General features: G+C 44.5%; 15 protein-coding genes. 8 read left to right on the top strand and 7 right to left on the bottom strand.

Annotated elements, in window-relative coordinates; genetic code table 11:
* Positions 1-25: 25 nt before the first annotated feature.
* Positions 26-856: a hypothetical protein gene (locus H6550_06605; protein MCB9045792.1), complete on the bottom strand. Its 831-nt coding sequence runs from the start codon at positions 854-856 to the stop codon at positions 26-28.
* 142 nt (positions 857-998) lie between these two features.
* Between H6550_06605 and H6550_06600 the strand changes: the two genes are divergently transcribed.
* Positions 999-1436 (top strand): GNAT family N-acetyltransferase, encoded by a 438-nt coding sequence (locus tag H6550_06600; protein MCB9045791.1) that lies wholly within the window; start codon positions 999-1001, stop codon positions 1434-1436.
* Between the two features lie 2 nt (positions 1437-1438).
* Here H6550_06600 and H6550_06595 read toward each other — a convergent pair whose 3' ends face one another.
* Together H6550_06595 and H6550_06590 are read right to left on the bottom strand one after the other, a co-directional pair.
* Positions 1439-1855 carry a hypothetical protein gene (locus H6550_06595; protein MCB9045790.1) on the bottom strand — a complete coding sequence of 139 codons (417 nt, stop codon included), beginning with the start codon at positions 1853-1855 and terminating at the stop codon, positions 1439-1441.
* A 37-nt stretch (positions 1856-1892) separates the two neighbouring features.
* Entirely contained in the window at positions 1893-3323 is a 1431-nt protein-coding gene (locus H6550_06590; GenBank protein ID MCB9045789.1) for a PLP-dependent aminotransferase family protein, read from the bottom strand.
* An 85-nt stretch (positions 3324-3408) separates the two neighbouring features.
* Between H6550_06590 and H6550_06585 the strand changes: the two genes are divergently transcribed.
* From H6550_06585 to H6550_06565, 5 genes are all read left to right on the top strand, one after another.
* Entirely contained in the window at positions 3409-4353 is a 945-nt protein-coding gene (locus H6550_06585) for an EamA family transporter (GenBank protein ID MCB9045788.1), read from the top strand.
* Positions 4354-4383: 30 nt separating this feature from the next.
* Entirely contained in the window at positions 4384-5424 is a 1041-nt protein-coding gene (locus tag H6550_06580; protein MCB9045787.1) for a branched-chain amino acid aminotransferase, read from the top strand.
* Between the two features lie 6 nt (positions 5425-5430).
* Positions 5431-5883: a GNAT family N-acetyltransferase gene (locus H6550_06575; GenBank protein MCB9045786.1), complete on the top strand. Its 453-nt coding sequence runs from the start codon at positions 5431-5433 to the stop codon at positions 5881-5883.
* 13 nt (positions 5884-5896) lie between these two features.
* Positions 5897-6469, top strand: coding sequence for a DUF1572 family protein (locus tag H6550_06570; protein MCB9045785.1), 573 nt, complete (start codon positions 5897-5899; stop codon positions 6467-6469).
* A 150-nt stretch (positions 6470-6619) separates the two neighbouring features.
* Positions 6620-7684 carry an outer membrane beta-barrel protein gene (locus H6550_06565; protein MCB9045784.1) on the top strand — a complete coding sequence of 355 codons (1065 nt, stop codon included), beginning with the start codon at positions 6620-6622 and terminating at the stop codon, positions 7682-7684.
* Positions 7685-7693: 9 nt separating this feature from the next.
* On the opposite strand, the gene hxpB is transcribed toward H6550_06565, so the two are convergent.
* A complete protein-coding gene (gene hxpB / locus H6550_06560) occupies positions 7694-8347 on the bottom strand; it encodes a hexitol phosphatase HxpB (GenBank protein MCB9045783.1) in 654 nt (217 codons plus the stop codon).
* A gap of 136 nt (positions 8348-8483) precedes the next feature.
* Between hxpB and H6550_06555 the strand changes: the two genes are divergently transcribed.
* Both H6550_06555 and H6550_06550 read left to right on the top strand, forming a co-directional pair.
* Positions 8484-9818: an insulinase family protein gene (locus tag H6550_06555; GenBank protein ID MCB9045782.1), complete on the top strand. Its 1335-nt coding sequence runs from the start codon at positions 8484-8486 to the stop codon at positions 9816-9818.
* Between the two features lie 42 nt (positions 9819-9860).
* Positions 9861-11966 carry an insulinase family protein gene (locus H6550_06550; GenBank protein MCB9045781.1) on the top strand — a complete coding sequence of 702 codons (2106 nt, stop codon included), beginning with the start codon at positions 9861-9863 and terminating at the stop codon, positions 11964-11966.
* Between the two features lie 53 nt (positions 11967-12019).
* Here H6550_06550 and H6550_06545 read toward each other — a convergent pair whose 3' ends face one another.
* From H6550_06545 to H6550_06535, 3 genes are read right to left on the bottom strand one after another with little or no spacing between them, the layout of a single operon-like run.
* Positions 12020-12367, bottom strand: coding sequence for an MmcQ/YjbR family DNA-binding protein (locus tag H6550_06545; GenBank protein ID MCB9045780.1), 348 nt, complete (start codon positions 12365-12367; stop codon positions 12020-12022).
* Positions 12368-12422: 55 nt separating this feature from the next.
* Positions 12423-14681 carry a TonB-dependent receptor gene (locus tag H6550_06540; protein ID MCB9045779.1) on the bottom strand — a complete coding sequence of 753 codons (2259 nt, stop codon included), beginning with the start codon at positions 14679-14681 and terminating at the stop codon, positions 12423-12425.
* An 11-nt stretch (positions 14682-14692) separates the two neighbouring features.
* Positions 14693-15037: a heavy-metal-associated domain-containing protein gene (locus H6550_06535; protein MCB9045778.1), complete on the bottom strand. Its 345-nt coding sequence runs from the start codon at positions 15035-15037 to the stop codon at positions 14693-14695.
* Positions 15038-15055 lie beyond the last annotated feature (18 nt).

The raw sequence follows: 15055 nt of genomic DNA, 5'->3' as shown, positions 1-15055 counted from the left end.
GTTACCAAATACGAATAAAGTATTCCTACTTAGCATTGAGTTGCTTGGCGATAACAGATGGCGACACCTGTACAGACATGGCAAAAGGCGCACGTTGTACCCTGCCGGTAGTAGCATATAAAGGCCCTGAAATATAGAAGCTGATCATATCGACTATAATGACGCCGGCCTTTAACTTGATAGCCGTATAATCAGGTATATGTAATTCAGCCGCCGAGTTGCCCCATACATAATGTACCGGCACTTCGAAATACAGTCTTGCTTTCTGGTTGTTGCTGCTGATGTAGAGCTGCATAGCCAGACCTGTGTGGTTGATAAAATTGAGGTCGGATGAGGCATAGGATGTTTGTCCCGTGCTATCATTTATATTCGGGTTAATACCCCAAACGGTTTGTGCAAAAAAACCGAAATGCAACTGGTCATTGGCAGAGCGGTGAAAATACAAAGGCATCAGGAAATTGAAATTGAGCGAACCGCCCGCATTCATGATACGCTCCAGGCTGGTAGCAATAGCTGCGTCTTCGGTTGTATCGCCCGTGGTAGAGAACGAACCGCCGATACCCATACGCACCGGGCCGAACAAAAAACTGCCAAACTCTGAATAGATATGTGTAGCACTACCCAATGTTTGCACCGATACGGAACGTAATACATCGAATGTACCCTGGTCGTAAATATATTTATTGAGCGAGGTGGGACTAAAATCTGCTTTTGGCCCTGAATTGAACAACGCATATGACCTGTCAGACTTCTGACTACCATCCGTCTTGCTGTAGTCAAGTTTCAGTATGGGTGTTTGAGCTGACGCCGCAATTGTAAATAACAGGCAAAAAGTGATAGTTATGCTCCTCATCATTGTATGTGTATTTTGATAGCATAAACATACTCATTATACCTTACCTGTTATAGGGTGTTTTTCACCTTGATATTAAAAAAAAAAATTACTAATGCAATGATGTACATGGATGGGGAACATGTAAATTAGCATACGATAACATATGAGTAACATACAGATAAGAAAAGCCACTGCCGCTGATGTTGACAACGTGTACCGCTTTGTTTGCGAGCTGGAAGACATGGTATTTGACAGGGTGCTTTTCGGGGAGTATTATACCGAGAACATCGGCAACAGTAAGTATCATTACCTGCTTGCTATTGATAATGGTGTACCTGTTGGTTACCTGAGTTGTCACGGGCAGTTGCTGCTGCACCACCTTAATTATGTGTACGAAATACAGGAGCTGTTTGTTGACACAGCATACAGGGGCAAAGGAATAGGTAAGCTGCTGGTAGCACACCTTGAAGGTATTTTAGCTGATAAAGAATATGATATGCTGGAGGTAGCCAGTGGTTTTCGCAGAACGGAATCGCATGAATTTTACAAGGCTGCCGGGTTCGGGCAGACGCATTATAAGTTCACTAAAAAGAAGCAATAGTTTTATTCCTGTTCTAATGTAAGGTACTTGTTGCGGCCAAAAGTATAGAGGTAAGACATATAGCCGAGTATACTACCCACACAAACCAATAATATACCTGAACGGATATAAACCTCGGTACTCCGGGGCAATACAAAGGTGGACAGAACAGCTATTGCCAGCAGTATCAATGTCAGCTTTTGTCCTTTAAAGCCTGCCAGTTTAAACGTCACTTTACCACTTTCCTTAACCGTTAGCTTTCTTTCAACACTGCCTCGCCAGTCCATTTTGGCTCTTATAGTATGTTCACCTGCGGGTATGGTAAATACTTTTGTTTCCCCATCAGCTATAGTGCCAATGGCATTGCCGTCCACCATTATTTTGATGTCTTTGTACTTATTGATAAAATCGGACGAACGGTTGATAACTAATTCAGGCATGTGTTATTGTTGGGTTGCGAAGGTATCACAAATATTTTTACATCATCCCCTTAACAAGTCTACCCAGTGTTTTAAGGGCTTTGTCTACTTTATCATCCCATGGCATACCGTAGCTGATGCGCATACAATTGCCGTACCTTTCCTGCAGGGTAAACATAGTACCCGGGGCGATGCTTATTTTGTGTTGTATGGCTTCGCGGTACAGGTTGTAGGTATCTATCTTTTTATCCAGTTCCAGCCATAGGATATACCCACCCTGCGGGCTGTTCATCTTAATACCTTCGGGAAAATATTCATCAATCGCACGGATGAATTGCAGCCCGTTGGCATGTAGTGTCTGCCGTAGTTTACGCATATGGTGGTGGTAGCGCCCCTCTGCCATAAAGTTGGCTATTGCCGCCTGCTGTGGTGTGGCCGACGTAATACTGTTGTATAATTTCAGGCGCTTGATCTTTTTATGGTACTTGCCGGGTGCTACCCAGCCTACCCTGAAACCCGGTGCAAGCGTCTTGGATATTGAACCACACCAAAGCACATTGCCTTCTTCATCAAAACTCTTGCAGGATCGGGGGCGTTGTTTACCAAAGTATACATCACCATACAGGTCATCTTCAATAAGTGGCACACCATGTTTGGCCAGCAGTTTTACCAGCGCTTCCTTCTGGTCATCGGGCATACAGTAGCCGAGGGGGTTGCTGAAGTTGGTAACAAAGAAACAAGCTTTGATATCATACTTATTCAGTGCTTTTTCCAGGTCGGCGGGGTCTACACCCGTGTCGGGGTCTGTTGGCAACTCCAACACCTTCAGGCCTATGCTTTCCGCAAAACGGAGTACGCCAAAATAAGTAGGGCTTTCTACGGCAATGATATCACCCGGTTTGGTAAGTGACAGCAGGCAATAAGCAATGGCATTCATACATCCCGCAGTAGTAATAATATCATCAGGTTGCAAATGGCCGCCCCACTCTATAGATGATTTGGCAATCTGCCTGCGCAACGACTCATTACCCTGTATCGTTTCGTATGAAGTACCACTGGCGGGCAGTTCGCGCATAGCCTGCACCATAGCTTTGTTTAGCTTGGCTATAGGCAATAACTCCGGTGCGGGAACACTGAGTGAAAAACGTGTGGTATCCGGCATGGCGAAATCGTCATACACTTCTGAAATGATGGCCTCCACGCTCTTGGCTTTCGCCGTAAGACTAGGGTTACTCTTCTCTACCTTTTTAGGGAAACGGGAGGGATTGAACCGAACGAAATATCCTGATTGCGGCCTTGCCTCTATCAGCCCTTTGCCCTCCAGGTGGTAATAAGCCTGTAGGCTGGTACTCATGCTCACATCATGCATCTTGCTCAGGGCACGCACGCTGGGCAGCTTTTCGCCAATGGGTAGTACGTTACTCATAATGCGCTGTTCTATATCCTCAGCTATGGCTATATACAGGTGGTTACCTTTATCGTTCTTCATAACATAAAAATAAACTGTTATGGTCTAAAAATAAAAAATTGTATCTGTTTTGGTTTTGAAAATTGGCTGATATTTGCGGTATCAGATGAATAACAACACCAAAGCATATATTGCAATAGCCTTCCTGAGCATAGCCTGGGGCACCACATACCTCGCCATACGCATAGCCGTGATGCACTACCCCGCCTTCCTGTTTGCCGGTTTAAGGCAAGTTATAGCGGGGACTTTGATGGCGGTATTTGCCATAGCGGTATATAAAAAGGCCGATATATCACGAAGAACCATACTGATGAATATGATGATCGGCTTTTTCATGATAACGGTGGGTAATGGTATAGTATCTTATTCTGAAAAGACCGTACCCAGCGGCGTGGCAGCACTCATCTGCTCGATGATGCCGCTGAATGCCGTGATGCTGAATATATTCATGGTAAGAGATGACAAAGTGAACCCGATGATCGTTACGGGGTTGTTGCTGGCTATGGGCGGTGTCGCATTAATATTCAGAGACAACCTGGCCGACCTGGCTAACCCTGTTTACTTCTGGGGCATGATAGCCATATTTATAGGTACTATGAGCTGGGCATTCGGCAGTATAAAAAGCAAACAGCTGGCAGGCGTAAAGAACCCGATATTCAATGCAGCTATGCAGTTGTTCTTCGGTGGATTTTTCCTGTTACTACTCAGTCCCGCGATAGACAGCTATGATAACTTCGAACCGTTTCAACCCGATGCATTGAAGGCAATGGCCTACCTTATCATAGTGGGCTCGTTCCTGGCATTTACTGCCTATATGTTTGCACTGAAAGTATTACCTGTAGGTATTGTTACACTATATGCCTACGTTAACCCACTGGTAGCCGTGATACTGGGCTATTTTATCATGGGTGAAAGGCTTACCTGGTTTACGGGGTTGTCCTTTGCAGGAATAGTATCAGGTGTGTATCTTGTAAATGCAGGATACCGGAAACAGAAACAAAAAATGACACAAGCAGCCGCCCTGCAACCTGAAATAGCAGTGGCGGAGTAAAAATTGTTTATGAGTAAAAAAAGAAGCAGTATGATAACGATAACAGAAAAGGAACAAAAACAGGTAAAAGACACGAAGTCCATACCATTCGGCATAACGCCTACCGACCATATGTTCATATCAGAGTACAGCAATGGCGGATGGAGCAACAGTCGTATAGTGCCGTTTGAGAACCTGAGTATGAGTCCCATAGCCTTGTGCCTGCACTATGGGCAAACCGTATTTGAAGGTATGAAAGCTTTTAAAATGGCGGATGGCCGCATCAATATATTCAGGGCAGACAAACACTATGACCGTTTCTGCAAATCGCTGGACAGGATGTGTATGCCGGCTGTACCTGAAACACTTTTCCAGGAAGCACTGAAGCAGCTGGTGCAACTGGATGCGGCATGGATACCTGAAGATGAGGATGGTTCTTTATACATCCGCCCGTTCATGATAGCATCAGAAGAAAGGCTGGGTGTTAAAATATCTGACAACTATATATTCATGATCGTATGTACACCTGCGTACCAATACTACGCCAAACCGTTGCGTGTAAAAGTAGAAGAGCAGTACAGCAGGGCCGCATTTGGCGGTACAGGTTTTGCCAAGTGCGGCGGTAACTATGGCGGGGCCTACTACCCGGCACGCAAAGCACAGCAAGCCGGCTACGACCAGGTAATGTGGACAGACAGCCGCAGGCATGAATACATTGAGGAGTCAGGAACAATGAACCTGATGTTCTATATGGATGAGGTACTGGTAACACCGCCATTAGGAGGAACGATACTGGACGGTGTAACAAGAGACTCGCTACTGGCCCTTGCCGAAGATATGGGCATGCACGTAGCTGTGCGCCCGGTAACACACAGGGAGATAAAAGACGCACTGGAAAAAGGCAAGCGCGTAGAAGCATTCGGAGCAGGTACTGCAGCAGTGGTAGCACCTATTGAGGCAATAGGCATTGGAGACACAGATTATAATTGCTACATAGGTGATGATTCTATAGCACACAAACTGAAAGACGCACTGAATGCTATAAGGAACGGTGAAGCCCCTGATAAATACAATTGGAACACTGTAATATAATCACATATGCACACACCGGTGCACATACCATACAACGGCTACCTGCTGACAACAGACAAAAACCTCATGCAGGTGGAAGCAATTCACAAATGGCTGTCGGAAAAATCGTATTGGGTGAAGGACATACCTTTTGAGGTTGTAAAGGGAGGGTTTGACAATTCATTTTGCATCGGTGTATTGAAAGATGGTATACAGGTGGGTTATGCAAGACTGATAACAGACTATACTACCATTGCCTACCTGGCAGATGTGTATATTGAAGAAGAACACCGCGGGCAGGGGCTTAGCAAGAAGATGATGGAAATACTACTCGGGATGGAATGGGTGACACGACTGAGAAAAATATTTTTAGGAACTTTAGACGCCCACAGCCTGTACACACGCTATGGTTTTGAGCCTATAGCAGAACCGACACGCTGGATGGAGATAAGCAGGCCGGGCATATACTTAGACGAATAAAAACATTAAGAAGATGGCAGACTTAGGCTATTTAAAAAGTATAGACAGGCAATTCAACTATTACAAAGCCCTTGGCGAAAAGGCGATGGCACAGGTAGCTGACGACCGCCTGTTTGTACAACTGAATGAAGACAGCAACAGTATAGCCACCATTGTGAAACATATGTGGGGCAATATGATGAGCAGGTGGACCGACTTCCTGACCACTGATGGCGAAAAACCATGGCGCGAACGTGATGCTGAGTTTGAGAATGATATACAGACCCGCGAAGCCATGATGCAGAAATGGGAAGAAGGCTGGCAATGCCTGTTCAACGCGCTGGGCAGCATCACTGACAACGACCTGGGCATGATCGTGTATATACGTAACGAAGGGCATACCGTACTGGAGGCCATCAACAGGCAGATAGCCCACTATAGCTACCATGTAGGACAAATAGTTTACGCGTCGAAGTTGTTGAAGAACGGCGACTGGAACAGTTTATCCATACCTAAAAACCGATCAGATGAATACAACAAAGAAAAATTCGCACAGGATAAAAGCACACGGCACTTTACAGATGAGTGGTTGGGGAAGGACAAGTAAAAATCCACCAAGTACCTAAAAACCCCATTGAAAATAATGAATAATATCCATATGTTTATCCGCGATTAGTTCGCTTAAAAGAACATGACCAGGATAAATACCCCACTTTCCTGTTTATTTGTATTTCTATTTCTCTTGCCGCTTTTCAGCATGGCACAGGGAACGGATACCGTTGCCACATACTCTCTTTCTGCATACATGGATATGTACTATGCCTACTATACAGACTCAACCGGACCGGGCGATTTTCAGCAATTCCCTACCACATCGCCGGTAAGCAACTCCATAGGCCTGAACACCCTACAGGTATCCTCAAAATTTGATGGCAAGCGGATACGTGAGCTGGCTACCATACATGTGGGAGATATAGCCCGCAGCACATGGTCATCTACCTACAACCTGGTACAGGAGGCACATGGAGGTTTTCGCATCTATAAAAATCTTTGGGTAGATGTGGGCTTCTTCCGTACGCACTTCGGGACAGAGTTATTATTGCCTTGCGAGAATATTACCAGTTCTGTAACTGTAGGTACTTTTCATGAACCATACTACCAGGCAGCAGCAAGACTGAACTATACCGCTCATGACCAATGGGAAATAAGCCTGTACCTGCTGAATGGTTATGGCCTGTATGCCGATAACAACCACCGCAAATCAGTGGGCATGGCCGTTAACTATACTGTAAATGAAGCATTGAGCATAGGCTATACAAATTACCTTGGCAATGATGCGCCGGATAGCGTTACCATCAGTAAAACCATGTTCGCCAATAACATGTATATCAACTACCGCGAAGGAAACATAAAACTACAGATAGGAGGAGACTTTTTCACGGAACGTCATGCCAACTTAGTTAACAGGGCCAATGCAGCACTGATGTACAGCGGACTGGCAACAGTTGGCTATTATACCGATGACCATTGGGGCGTGTATACAAGAGGTGAAATATTCCACGACCCCAATGGACTGGTATCGAAAATAATAACCGATGCAACAGGACATAGAATGGGTTTCATGCTTTGGGGTATAACAACGGGGCTGGAGTTCAGGCCTAATAAGCAGTCCTACATCAGGCTGGAAGGCCGGAAGCTGCAAATGGACTCGCACGAAGCTATATTCAGGTATAATGGCATGGACAGAAATTACCGTTATGAAATAATGCTGAATGCCGGTATATCATTTACCTTGATCAATGGCGTGCTGACCAGGAGTTAACACCACTCATTACAATGCCTTCAGCAATTCCAGGTCAAATTCTTCGAGGCTGGTAAGTTTGGCATCACCCAGCATGAACTCAGGTTTGTGAAAATGTAATACATCGGGCACCATGATCACTTTCATGCGAGCCGATTTACCTGCCAGTAATCCATTGATAGAATCTTCCAGTACTACACAATTTAATGGGTCAGACCCTAACGACTTTGCCGCATGCAGGAAAACAGCGGGATGCGGTTTGCCCAATTCTACCACATCGGCAGAAGTAATTACATCAAAATATTGTTTCAAATCAAAATGCGTGATCAGTTCATCTATCATTCGAGAGGGTGATGACGATGCAAGCCCTGTTTTATAATTATTACTTTTCAGTAACTGCAGGGTTTTAATAACACCCGGCATTACCCTGCCCCTTTGTTTAGACAATTCAATGATATCATCCAGTATCTCATCGGCCACCAACTGTGCAGCAGCTCCCTGCCATGGGTATTTTATTGCCCAGTAATCTGTCACCTCGTATATACGTAACCCCGTGGTTTCTTTGAACTTATCTGCCGTTACAGGAATTTTATGTTTAAGCGCCACTCGTAGCATACTTTCGCCCCAGAGAGGTTCAGTATCCAGTAACAAACCATCCATATCAAACAATACCGTATCTATCATTCTTTGAAAATTTTGTGCAAAAATGCATAAACAGGGTGAGAATTCGGGTGAAATTAATTTCAAAAAAGGACTTTAACATTAGCCTATCCCATATGAAACCTTATTTTTGTGACTGAAACAATAATATATTTTATCTATGAAGCTTAAAGCTTTTTTCCCGCTTTTGATGAGCGCAGGCCTGCTGGCCCAGAATGCAGACGCAAAAGGTAATATCAAATTTACCGAATACGACTTGCCTAACGGGTTACACGTGATCCTGCACGAAGATCACTCTACACCGATTGTCGCCGTGTCGGTAATGTATCACGTTGGTTCTAAGAACGAAGACCCGGAACGTACGGGTTTCGCGCACTTTTTCGAGCACCTGTTGTTTGAGGGTAGTGAGAACATTGACCGTGGCGAGTACATGAAACTGGTACAAAGTGCCGGAGGACAAATTAACGCTAACACCTCGCAGGACCGCACCTTCTATTATGAAGTATTACCATCTAACCAACTGGAGCTGGCTTTGTGGATGGAATCGGAGCGTATGCTGCACGCCAAAATTGACGAAACAGGCGTAGAAACACAGCGCAAAGTGGTAAAAGAAGAAAAGAAACAGCGCTACGATAATACGCCTTATGGCCAACTGCTGAACGTTGTATTTGAGAACGCGTATACTGTGCATCCATACCGCTGGTCGCCGATAGGTAAAGAACAGTACATAGACCAGGCCAAGATCAGCGAGTTCATGGACTTCTATAAAACGTTCTACGTGCCCAACAACGCTACCCTTTCTATAGCCGGCGACCTGGACATTACCCAGACCAAGGCATTTATTGATAAATATTTCTCAGGCATACCTAAGGGTACCAAAGCTGTTCCCCGCCCTACAGAAGTAGAGCCTGCACAGAAAGCTGAGAAACGTGTTGAATTTTATGACAACATTCAGTTACCGGCAGTAGTAATAGCTTACCATACTCCTGAAATGGGTAATGATGACTGGTATGCTCTTTCGTTGCTGACACAAATGTTGTCACAAGGGCAGAGTTCGCGTTTTCAGAAGGAACTGGTAGACAAAGAGCAAAAAGCGTTGGCTGTAGGCGCCTTTATGCTGCCTAACGAAGATCCGGGTATGGCTTTCATGTTCGGTATCACCAATGCTGGTGTACAACCTTCTGCTCTAGAAGAGTCTATGCTTGCTGAAATAGAAAAAGTAAAGAATGGTGAGATAGGTGATGAGGAATTCAAAAAACTGATCAACCAGGCAGAGAACGACTTTGTTACCCAGAACCAACGTGTAGTGGGTATAGCGGAGAACCTGGCCACTTACTATACCTACTTCCACGATGCCAACCTGATCAATACAGAGCTGGACCATTACACAAAAATAACAAAAGAGGATCTGAAGCGTGTTGCGAAAAAATATTTCACAAAAGAAAACAGGCTGGTAGTTTATTATTTACCTAAATCTGAACAAAAGAAAGGTTAATCAACAACATTCATTAAACAGCTTCAATACAAATAACCAGATATGAAAAAGTTATCTCTCTTTATATTAACCGTAGCACTGGCCATCAATGCAAGTGCTCAACAATACCAGGTGGCTACCGTGACCGGTACCAAAAAAGGTGACCTGGATCGTAGCGTACGTCCTAAACCGGGACCAGCACCTGAAATAAAATTAGGCAAAACCGAAAGTTTCGTATTACCAAACGGCCTTAAAGTTTTCGTGGTAGAGAACCACAAACTTCCGTTGGTAAGCGCAAGCATACAGCTTGACATATACCCTGAAATGGAAGGCGAAATGGCCGGTTACAGCACATTTTTATCAGAATTGCTGACAGCAGGTACCAAAACACGTAGCAAAGATCAGCTCAATAAAGAGATCGACTTTATAGGTGCGCGTATCAATGCCAACTCAAGAGGCATGTTCGGACAAAGCCTGAAAAAGCACCAGAATACATTACTGGAGCTGATGAGCGATATCGCAATGAATGCAGACTTCAAACAAGATGAAGTTGAAAAGGTAAAGAAACGCACCCTATCAGGCCTGCAGGCTAGTAAGAATGAGCCGGACGACATGCTGAACAACGTTACATCGGTACTGAACTATGGTGCCAACCACCCTTACGGTGAAGTACCTAATGAAAAAACAGTGGACAATGTAACCCTGGCAAAATGTAACGAATACTACAAAACATACTACAGGCCAAACGTTGCTTACATGGCTGTTGTGGGTGATGTTACGCTTAAAGAAGTAAAACCGCTGATAGAAAAGTACTTTGGTGCATGGCAAAAAGGTGAGGTACCTGTAACCAAGTACCCGAACCCGGCTGCACCAACTACTACACAAGTAGCATTAGTACCACGCCCGGAGGCTGTGCAAAGTGTTATCAACGTAACATACCCGATAGACTTGCTACCAGGTAGCCCGGATGTAGTAAAAGCTAAAGTAACTAATGCAATTCTTGGAGGTGGCTCAATGGGTCGCCTGTTCATGAACCTGCGCGAAAAACATGCCTGGACCTATGGTTCTTATTCTTCAATTTCCCAGGACGAGTTGAAAGGTAATTTTACAGCTTACGCAAAATGCCGCAATGCTGTAACAGACAGCTCTGTTGCTGAGATACTGGCTGAGATGAAGCGCATGAACGACGAGAAGATATCTAATGAAGCACTGCAAGACCAGATCAAATACATGTCGGGCGGATTTGCGATAGGACTGGAAAGCCCTCAGACCGTTGCACAATATGCTATTAATATCGAGCGCTACAACATGCCTAAAGACTATTATACTAACTACCTGAAAAACCTGAGCGCTGTAACTCCGGAAGATGTTCAGATGATAGCTAAGAAATACATCCATCCTGACAAAGCACACATCATTGTTGTAGGTAGCAAAGATGACGTAGCAAAGGGGCTGGAGCGTTTTGATGCAGACGGTAAATTAGACCTGTATGACAATTATGGTAATCCTTTTAAAGAAACTGTAGCTAAGGCTGCTCCTGATGGCATGAATGCCGCTACTGTTATGAAGAACTATATCAGGGCAATAGGTGGTGAAAAAACGATCAAGTCTATCAAAGATATCAAGACCGTAAGCAAAGGAACATTCGCCGTAGCAGGCCAGGAAATTCCGATTACTATTACAGAAATGAAGAAAGCTCCGCTTAACTACAACGTAAAGATAGAAGGTATGGGCATGGTGCTGCAAAAACAAGTATTTGATGGCACTAAAGGCTATATGGAAGCAGGTGGCCAGAAAAAAGAACTAAGCGGAGATGACCTCGTAAGGGCTAAGCAAGAAGCTGACATCTATGCCGACCTGACACCTGAGAAGTATGGTATCACCAGGGAATTAAAAGGTATGGAGACAGTAAACGGTAAAGAAGCCTACAAACTGGAAGTAAGTGATAACGGTAAGAAGACCACCGAATATTATGACACCCAGACAGGCTACCTGATACAAACTGTTTCGGCAGAAGAAGGCACTACAGACCTGAGTGATTATAAAGACGCCGGCAATGGCTATTTCATCCCTCACAAGCTTGTTACTAACGTACAAGGACAAACAATTACAGCTAATGTTGAGTCTGTTGAGATCAACAAAGGCATTGATAACAGCAACTTTCAATAGTAACTGACGTTACAATGCTAATAGTAAAGCCCCGCAATTGCGGGGCTTTACTATTATAGCTCATCTATTTCTTTCTGTAGCTTCTTCGTCAGTTTTGATTTTACCAGTAGGTAGGACTTTTCAAGATATTCTTTCCATTCATGATTCCTGAGCTTTCCCCGTGTTTCAACACTTACCCACTGGTTCTTTGCAAAATACCGTGCCTGGGTTATTCTTTCACGCTCTGTAAGTAATGCAAAATCGTCAGGACTAACTTTAAAACTAACGCCATCATTATCGCCGAAGCCTGTAATGCAGAATATCTTCTCCGCCAACGTAAAACAAAGGTGATCTTCCCATTTTATGCCCTCCTCTACTCCTTTAAGGCTGAGGCAAAATTCACGAAGCTGTTCAGTATTCATACCATAAAAATATAAAAGGCGGGGCATATGCCCCGCCTTAAAACATTGATTGCGTTTATCTCAACTTCCAACGTACTCCGGCATAGATATTACGCCCCATAACCGGCCCCCAAACCATGGAGGCATCAAAACCTGGATCATACGGGGCATCAGACCCTATTATTGGCCTATGCTGCATAAAGTTTGCCAGGTTTTCACCCCCGGCATATATTTCAAATACTTCATTCCATGTTTTGCTTATCTGTGCATTCATCTGGAAGAAAGACGGAGAAGCCACATCTACAGATGTAACACCTGTAAGATGATTGTGCAAAGCAGGGACACGTTTGGTACCCACCCATTGTACAGTATAATCAAGGCGCCAGGTGTTCCTTGTTTCATACCCGAGGTTAACAAAGGCTCGATGCTTCGCAATCAACGGGCGCTCTTTCAATACCCCACCATAGGTTGTTTTAACGTCATACCAACGATATGCCAATCGTACATCTAAACGAACGATGGGTTCGTAGTCAAGTTGTCCCTGTAAACTATTTGCAAAAGACATGCCCTGCAAATTGTAAAACCTGACAAGGTTATATTTCTCAACGTCAACTACTACCTGGTTTTGAAAATCAGTATAATAATAATCAGCTGAGAATGCACCATCACGATAATTGAGCCTGAACTTTTGTGTCAGGTTCACACCGTAGTTCCACGCTATTTCAGGTTTCAATCCATACGGTAGTTTTGAGTCCGTACCCAGGAACTGAAAACTACGTGCTGATGCCATATAACCGATATTTTCGGCCAGGATATTGGCAGTACGTTGTGCACGGCCAACAGACGCCCTGATGGCTGTACGCTTGAATGGTGCATAACGTACGTGCAACCTTGGTGTAACAAACGCACCAAAAAGGTTGTGATAATCGCCACGTATCCCGGCTATAAGGTTGAACTTGGTGAGATAATTATAGGCATACTCAACAAAAGCCCCCGGCACCACCTCGTTGCGTGTGAAAGTGGTATTTTCAAAACGCTCATTGTAATTATCTACCAGGCTGCTCAACCCTCCTTTTATAACATGATTCGTGTTGCTGATAAGTGTCTGGAATATCCAGTTGGCATAGAAGGTATTCTGCGTGGCATCGTAATTACGATTGCCATACAGTGCATCCTGCTGGTGGTGCACACCCGAAAGTTGCAAGCCTGTGCTGGTACCTTTCTTTTCGGGGAAGACCTTACCTATTTTTGCCCAGCCCTCTATACGTTTTGTGTGCATTTTAAATCCCCAGGGGTTACCTGCTACCTGCTCTGTGCCATTCTGATAATTCAATTGACCTCCAAGCTGGTCCAGGTTTACTACCTTAACACCTGCCTGCACTTCAAAGCCCTTGGGTCCGAAATAGAACCAACGGTTCAATCCAACAAACTGGTTGTTTTGCGGCTGGTCCATAAAACCATCACTATTCATATCTACCCTGCGCCAGCGCGAGCTGCCGTGCAGCATCAGGTTAGTAGATAGTTTTTTATTGAATATATGTTTATATACAACATTACCCTCAGAGCGGCCCTGGTAGTTTTGGTATGCATTCAGGTACAGGCGTGGTTCTTTTTCTTCGAAAGGTTTCCGCAGTTCTATATTGATCTGACCTGCAACACTCTCGTAACCGTTCACCACACTACCCGTGCCTTTGCTCAGCTGCATACCCTCAATCCATGTACCGGGCGTAAACGTCAACCCTGTAACGGCAGACAACCCTCGTACATCAGGGATATTCTCACGCGTTATAAGTGTATATGGCCCGGCCAATCCGAGCATCTGTATCTGTTTGTAGCCCGAAACGGCATCGGTAAATGACACGTCAACAGAGGGCGTGGTCTCAAAACTTTCACTCAGGTTACAACAAGCCGCCTTGAGTAATTCACGCTCACTTATCAATTCTGATTTGCGGGTATCCAGCAGCCCTATCTCATTGCCCTTTTTACGGTAAGTAACCTCTACTTCGTCCAGTTGGCGGGTACCTCTGAGCACAACGGATATATTTTGTGGTCCCCCATCAAGGTGTATCGTATCATTTACATGACTCAGATGTTCAAACACGATACTGTTTGCCTCTTCGGGAACTGACAGCCTGTAATTGCCATCTATATCCGATTGCGTACCTATATCATATCCCGGTATCTTAATCACAGCACCGGGAAGGGGTGTTTTCACTCCTTTTATTTCTTCGAAAACGGCACCATATACCGACCTGTCCTGCGCGTAAATGCCGGAGGCACTCAACAACATTGCAGGCAGGTACAGCACCGTAACGATGTTCTTCAAAAACTTCATCCGGTACTATTTTAATGGTTACATGTAGCTGTTCTGTAGTGGCAACACTCAGGCAGTTTTTCGTATGCGTCCTCTGAAGCAGTAAAAGCTTCTGAGTCGTAACCGGCTTCGGCTACGCTCTTCAATATTTCTTCTTTTGAAGTTTTTGACGGCTTGTACGTAACGGTCAGCTCGTGCTTATCCTTATCCCATTCAGCACGTTTTACACCTTTTACATAAGCTGCCTTTTCGATGCGTTTTTCGCACATCTCGCAATTACCGCTTACCAGCAGCTTTTCTGTCTTTATATCTTTATCCTGTGCGTGAACAGTCAAAGAACTGAACACAACGGAAATTAAAATTATTATGTATTTCATATTATTACGATTTAAAAA

The sequence above is a fragment of the Chitinophagales bacterium genome, assembly GCA_020636495.1.
Lineage (GTDB): Bacteria > Bacteroidota > Bacteroidia > Chitinophagales > Chitinophagaceae > UBA5543.
This window is presented reverse-complemented; position numbering and strand designations above follow the sequence as displayed.

What these genes read in the sequence shown, in the direction of transcription:
- H6550_06605 (MCB9045792.1), bottom strand. Translation starts at nt 856, where the DNA reads ATGATGAGGAGCATAACTATCACTTTTTGCCTGTTATTTACAATTGCG.
- H6550_06600 (MCB9045791.1), top strand. Translation starts at nt 999, where the DNA reads ATGAGTAACATACAGATAAGAAAAGCCACTGCCGCTGATGTTGACAAC.
- H6550_06595 (MCB9045790.1), bottom strand. Translation starts at nt 1,855, where the DNA reads ATGCCTGAATTAGTTATCAACCGTTCGTCCGATTTTATCAATAAGTAC.
- H6550_06590 (MCB9045789.1), bottom strand. Translation starts at nt 3,323, where the DNA reads ATGAAGAACGATAAAGGTAACCACCTGTATATAGCCATAGCTGAGGAT.
- H6550_06585 (MCB9045788.1), top strand. Translation starts at nt 3,409, where the DNA reads ATGAATAACAACACCAAAGCATATATTGCAATAGCCTTCCTGAGCATA.
- H6550_06580 (MCB9045787.1), top strand. Translation starts at nt 4,384, where the DNA reads ATGATAACGATAACAGAAAAGGAACAAAAACAGGTAAAAGACACGAAG.
- H6550_06575 (MCB9045786.1), top strand. Translation starts at nt 5,431, where the DNA reads ATGCACACACCGGTGCACATACCATACAACGGCTACCTGCTGACAACA.
- H6550_06570 (MCB9045785.1), top strand. Translation starts at nt 5,897, where the DNA reads ATGGCAGACTTAGGCTATTTAAAAAGTATAGACAGGCAATTCAACTAT.
- H6550_06565 (MCB9045784.1), top strand. Translation starts at nt 6,620, where the DNA reads ATGGCACAGGGAACGGATACCGTTGCCACATACTCTCTTTCTGCATAC.
- hxpB (MCB9045783.1), bottom strand. Translation starts at nt 8,347, where the DNA reads ATGATAGATACGGTATTGTTTGATATGGATGGTTTGTTACTGGATACT.
- H6550_06555 (MCB9045782.1), top strand. Translation starts at nt 8,484, where the DNA reads ATGAAGCTTAAAGCTTTTTTCCCGCTTTTGATGAGCGCAGGCCTGCTG.
- H6550_06550 (MCB9045781.1), top strand. Translation starts at nt 9,861, where the DNA reads ATGAAAAAGTTATCTCTCTTTATATTAACCGTAGCACTGGCCATCAAT.
- H6550_06545 (MCB9045780.1), bottom strand. Translation starts at nt 12,367, where the DNA reads ATGAATACTGAACAGCTTCGTGAATTTTGCCTCAGCCTTAAAGGAGTA.
- H6550_06540 (MCB9045779.1), bottom strand. Translation starts at nt 14,681, where the DNA reads ATGAAGTTTTTGAAGAACATCGTTACGGTGCTGTACCTGCCTGCAATG.
- H6550_06535 (MCB9045778.1), bottom strand. Translation starts at nt 15,037, where the DNA reads ATGAAATACATAATAATTTTAATTTCCGTTGTGTTCAGTTCTTTGACT.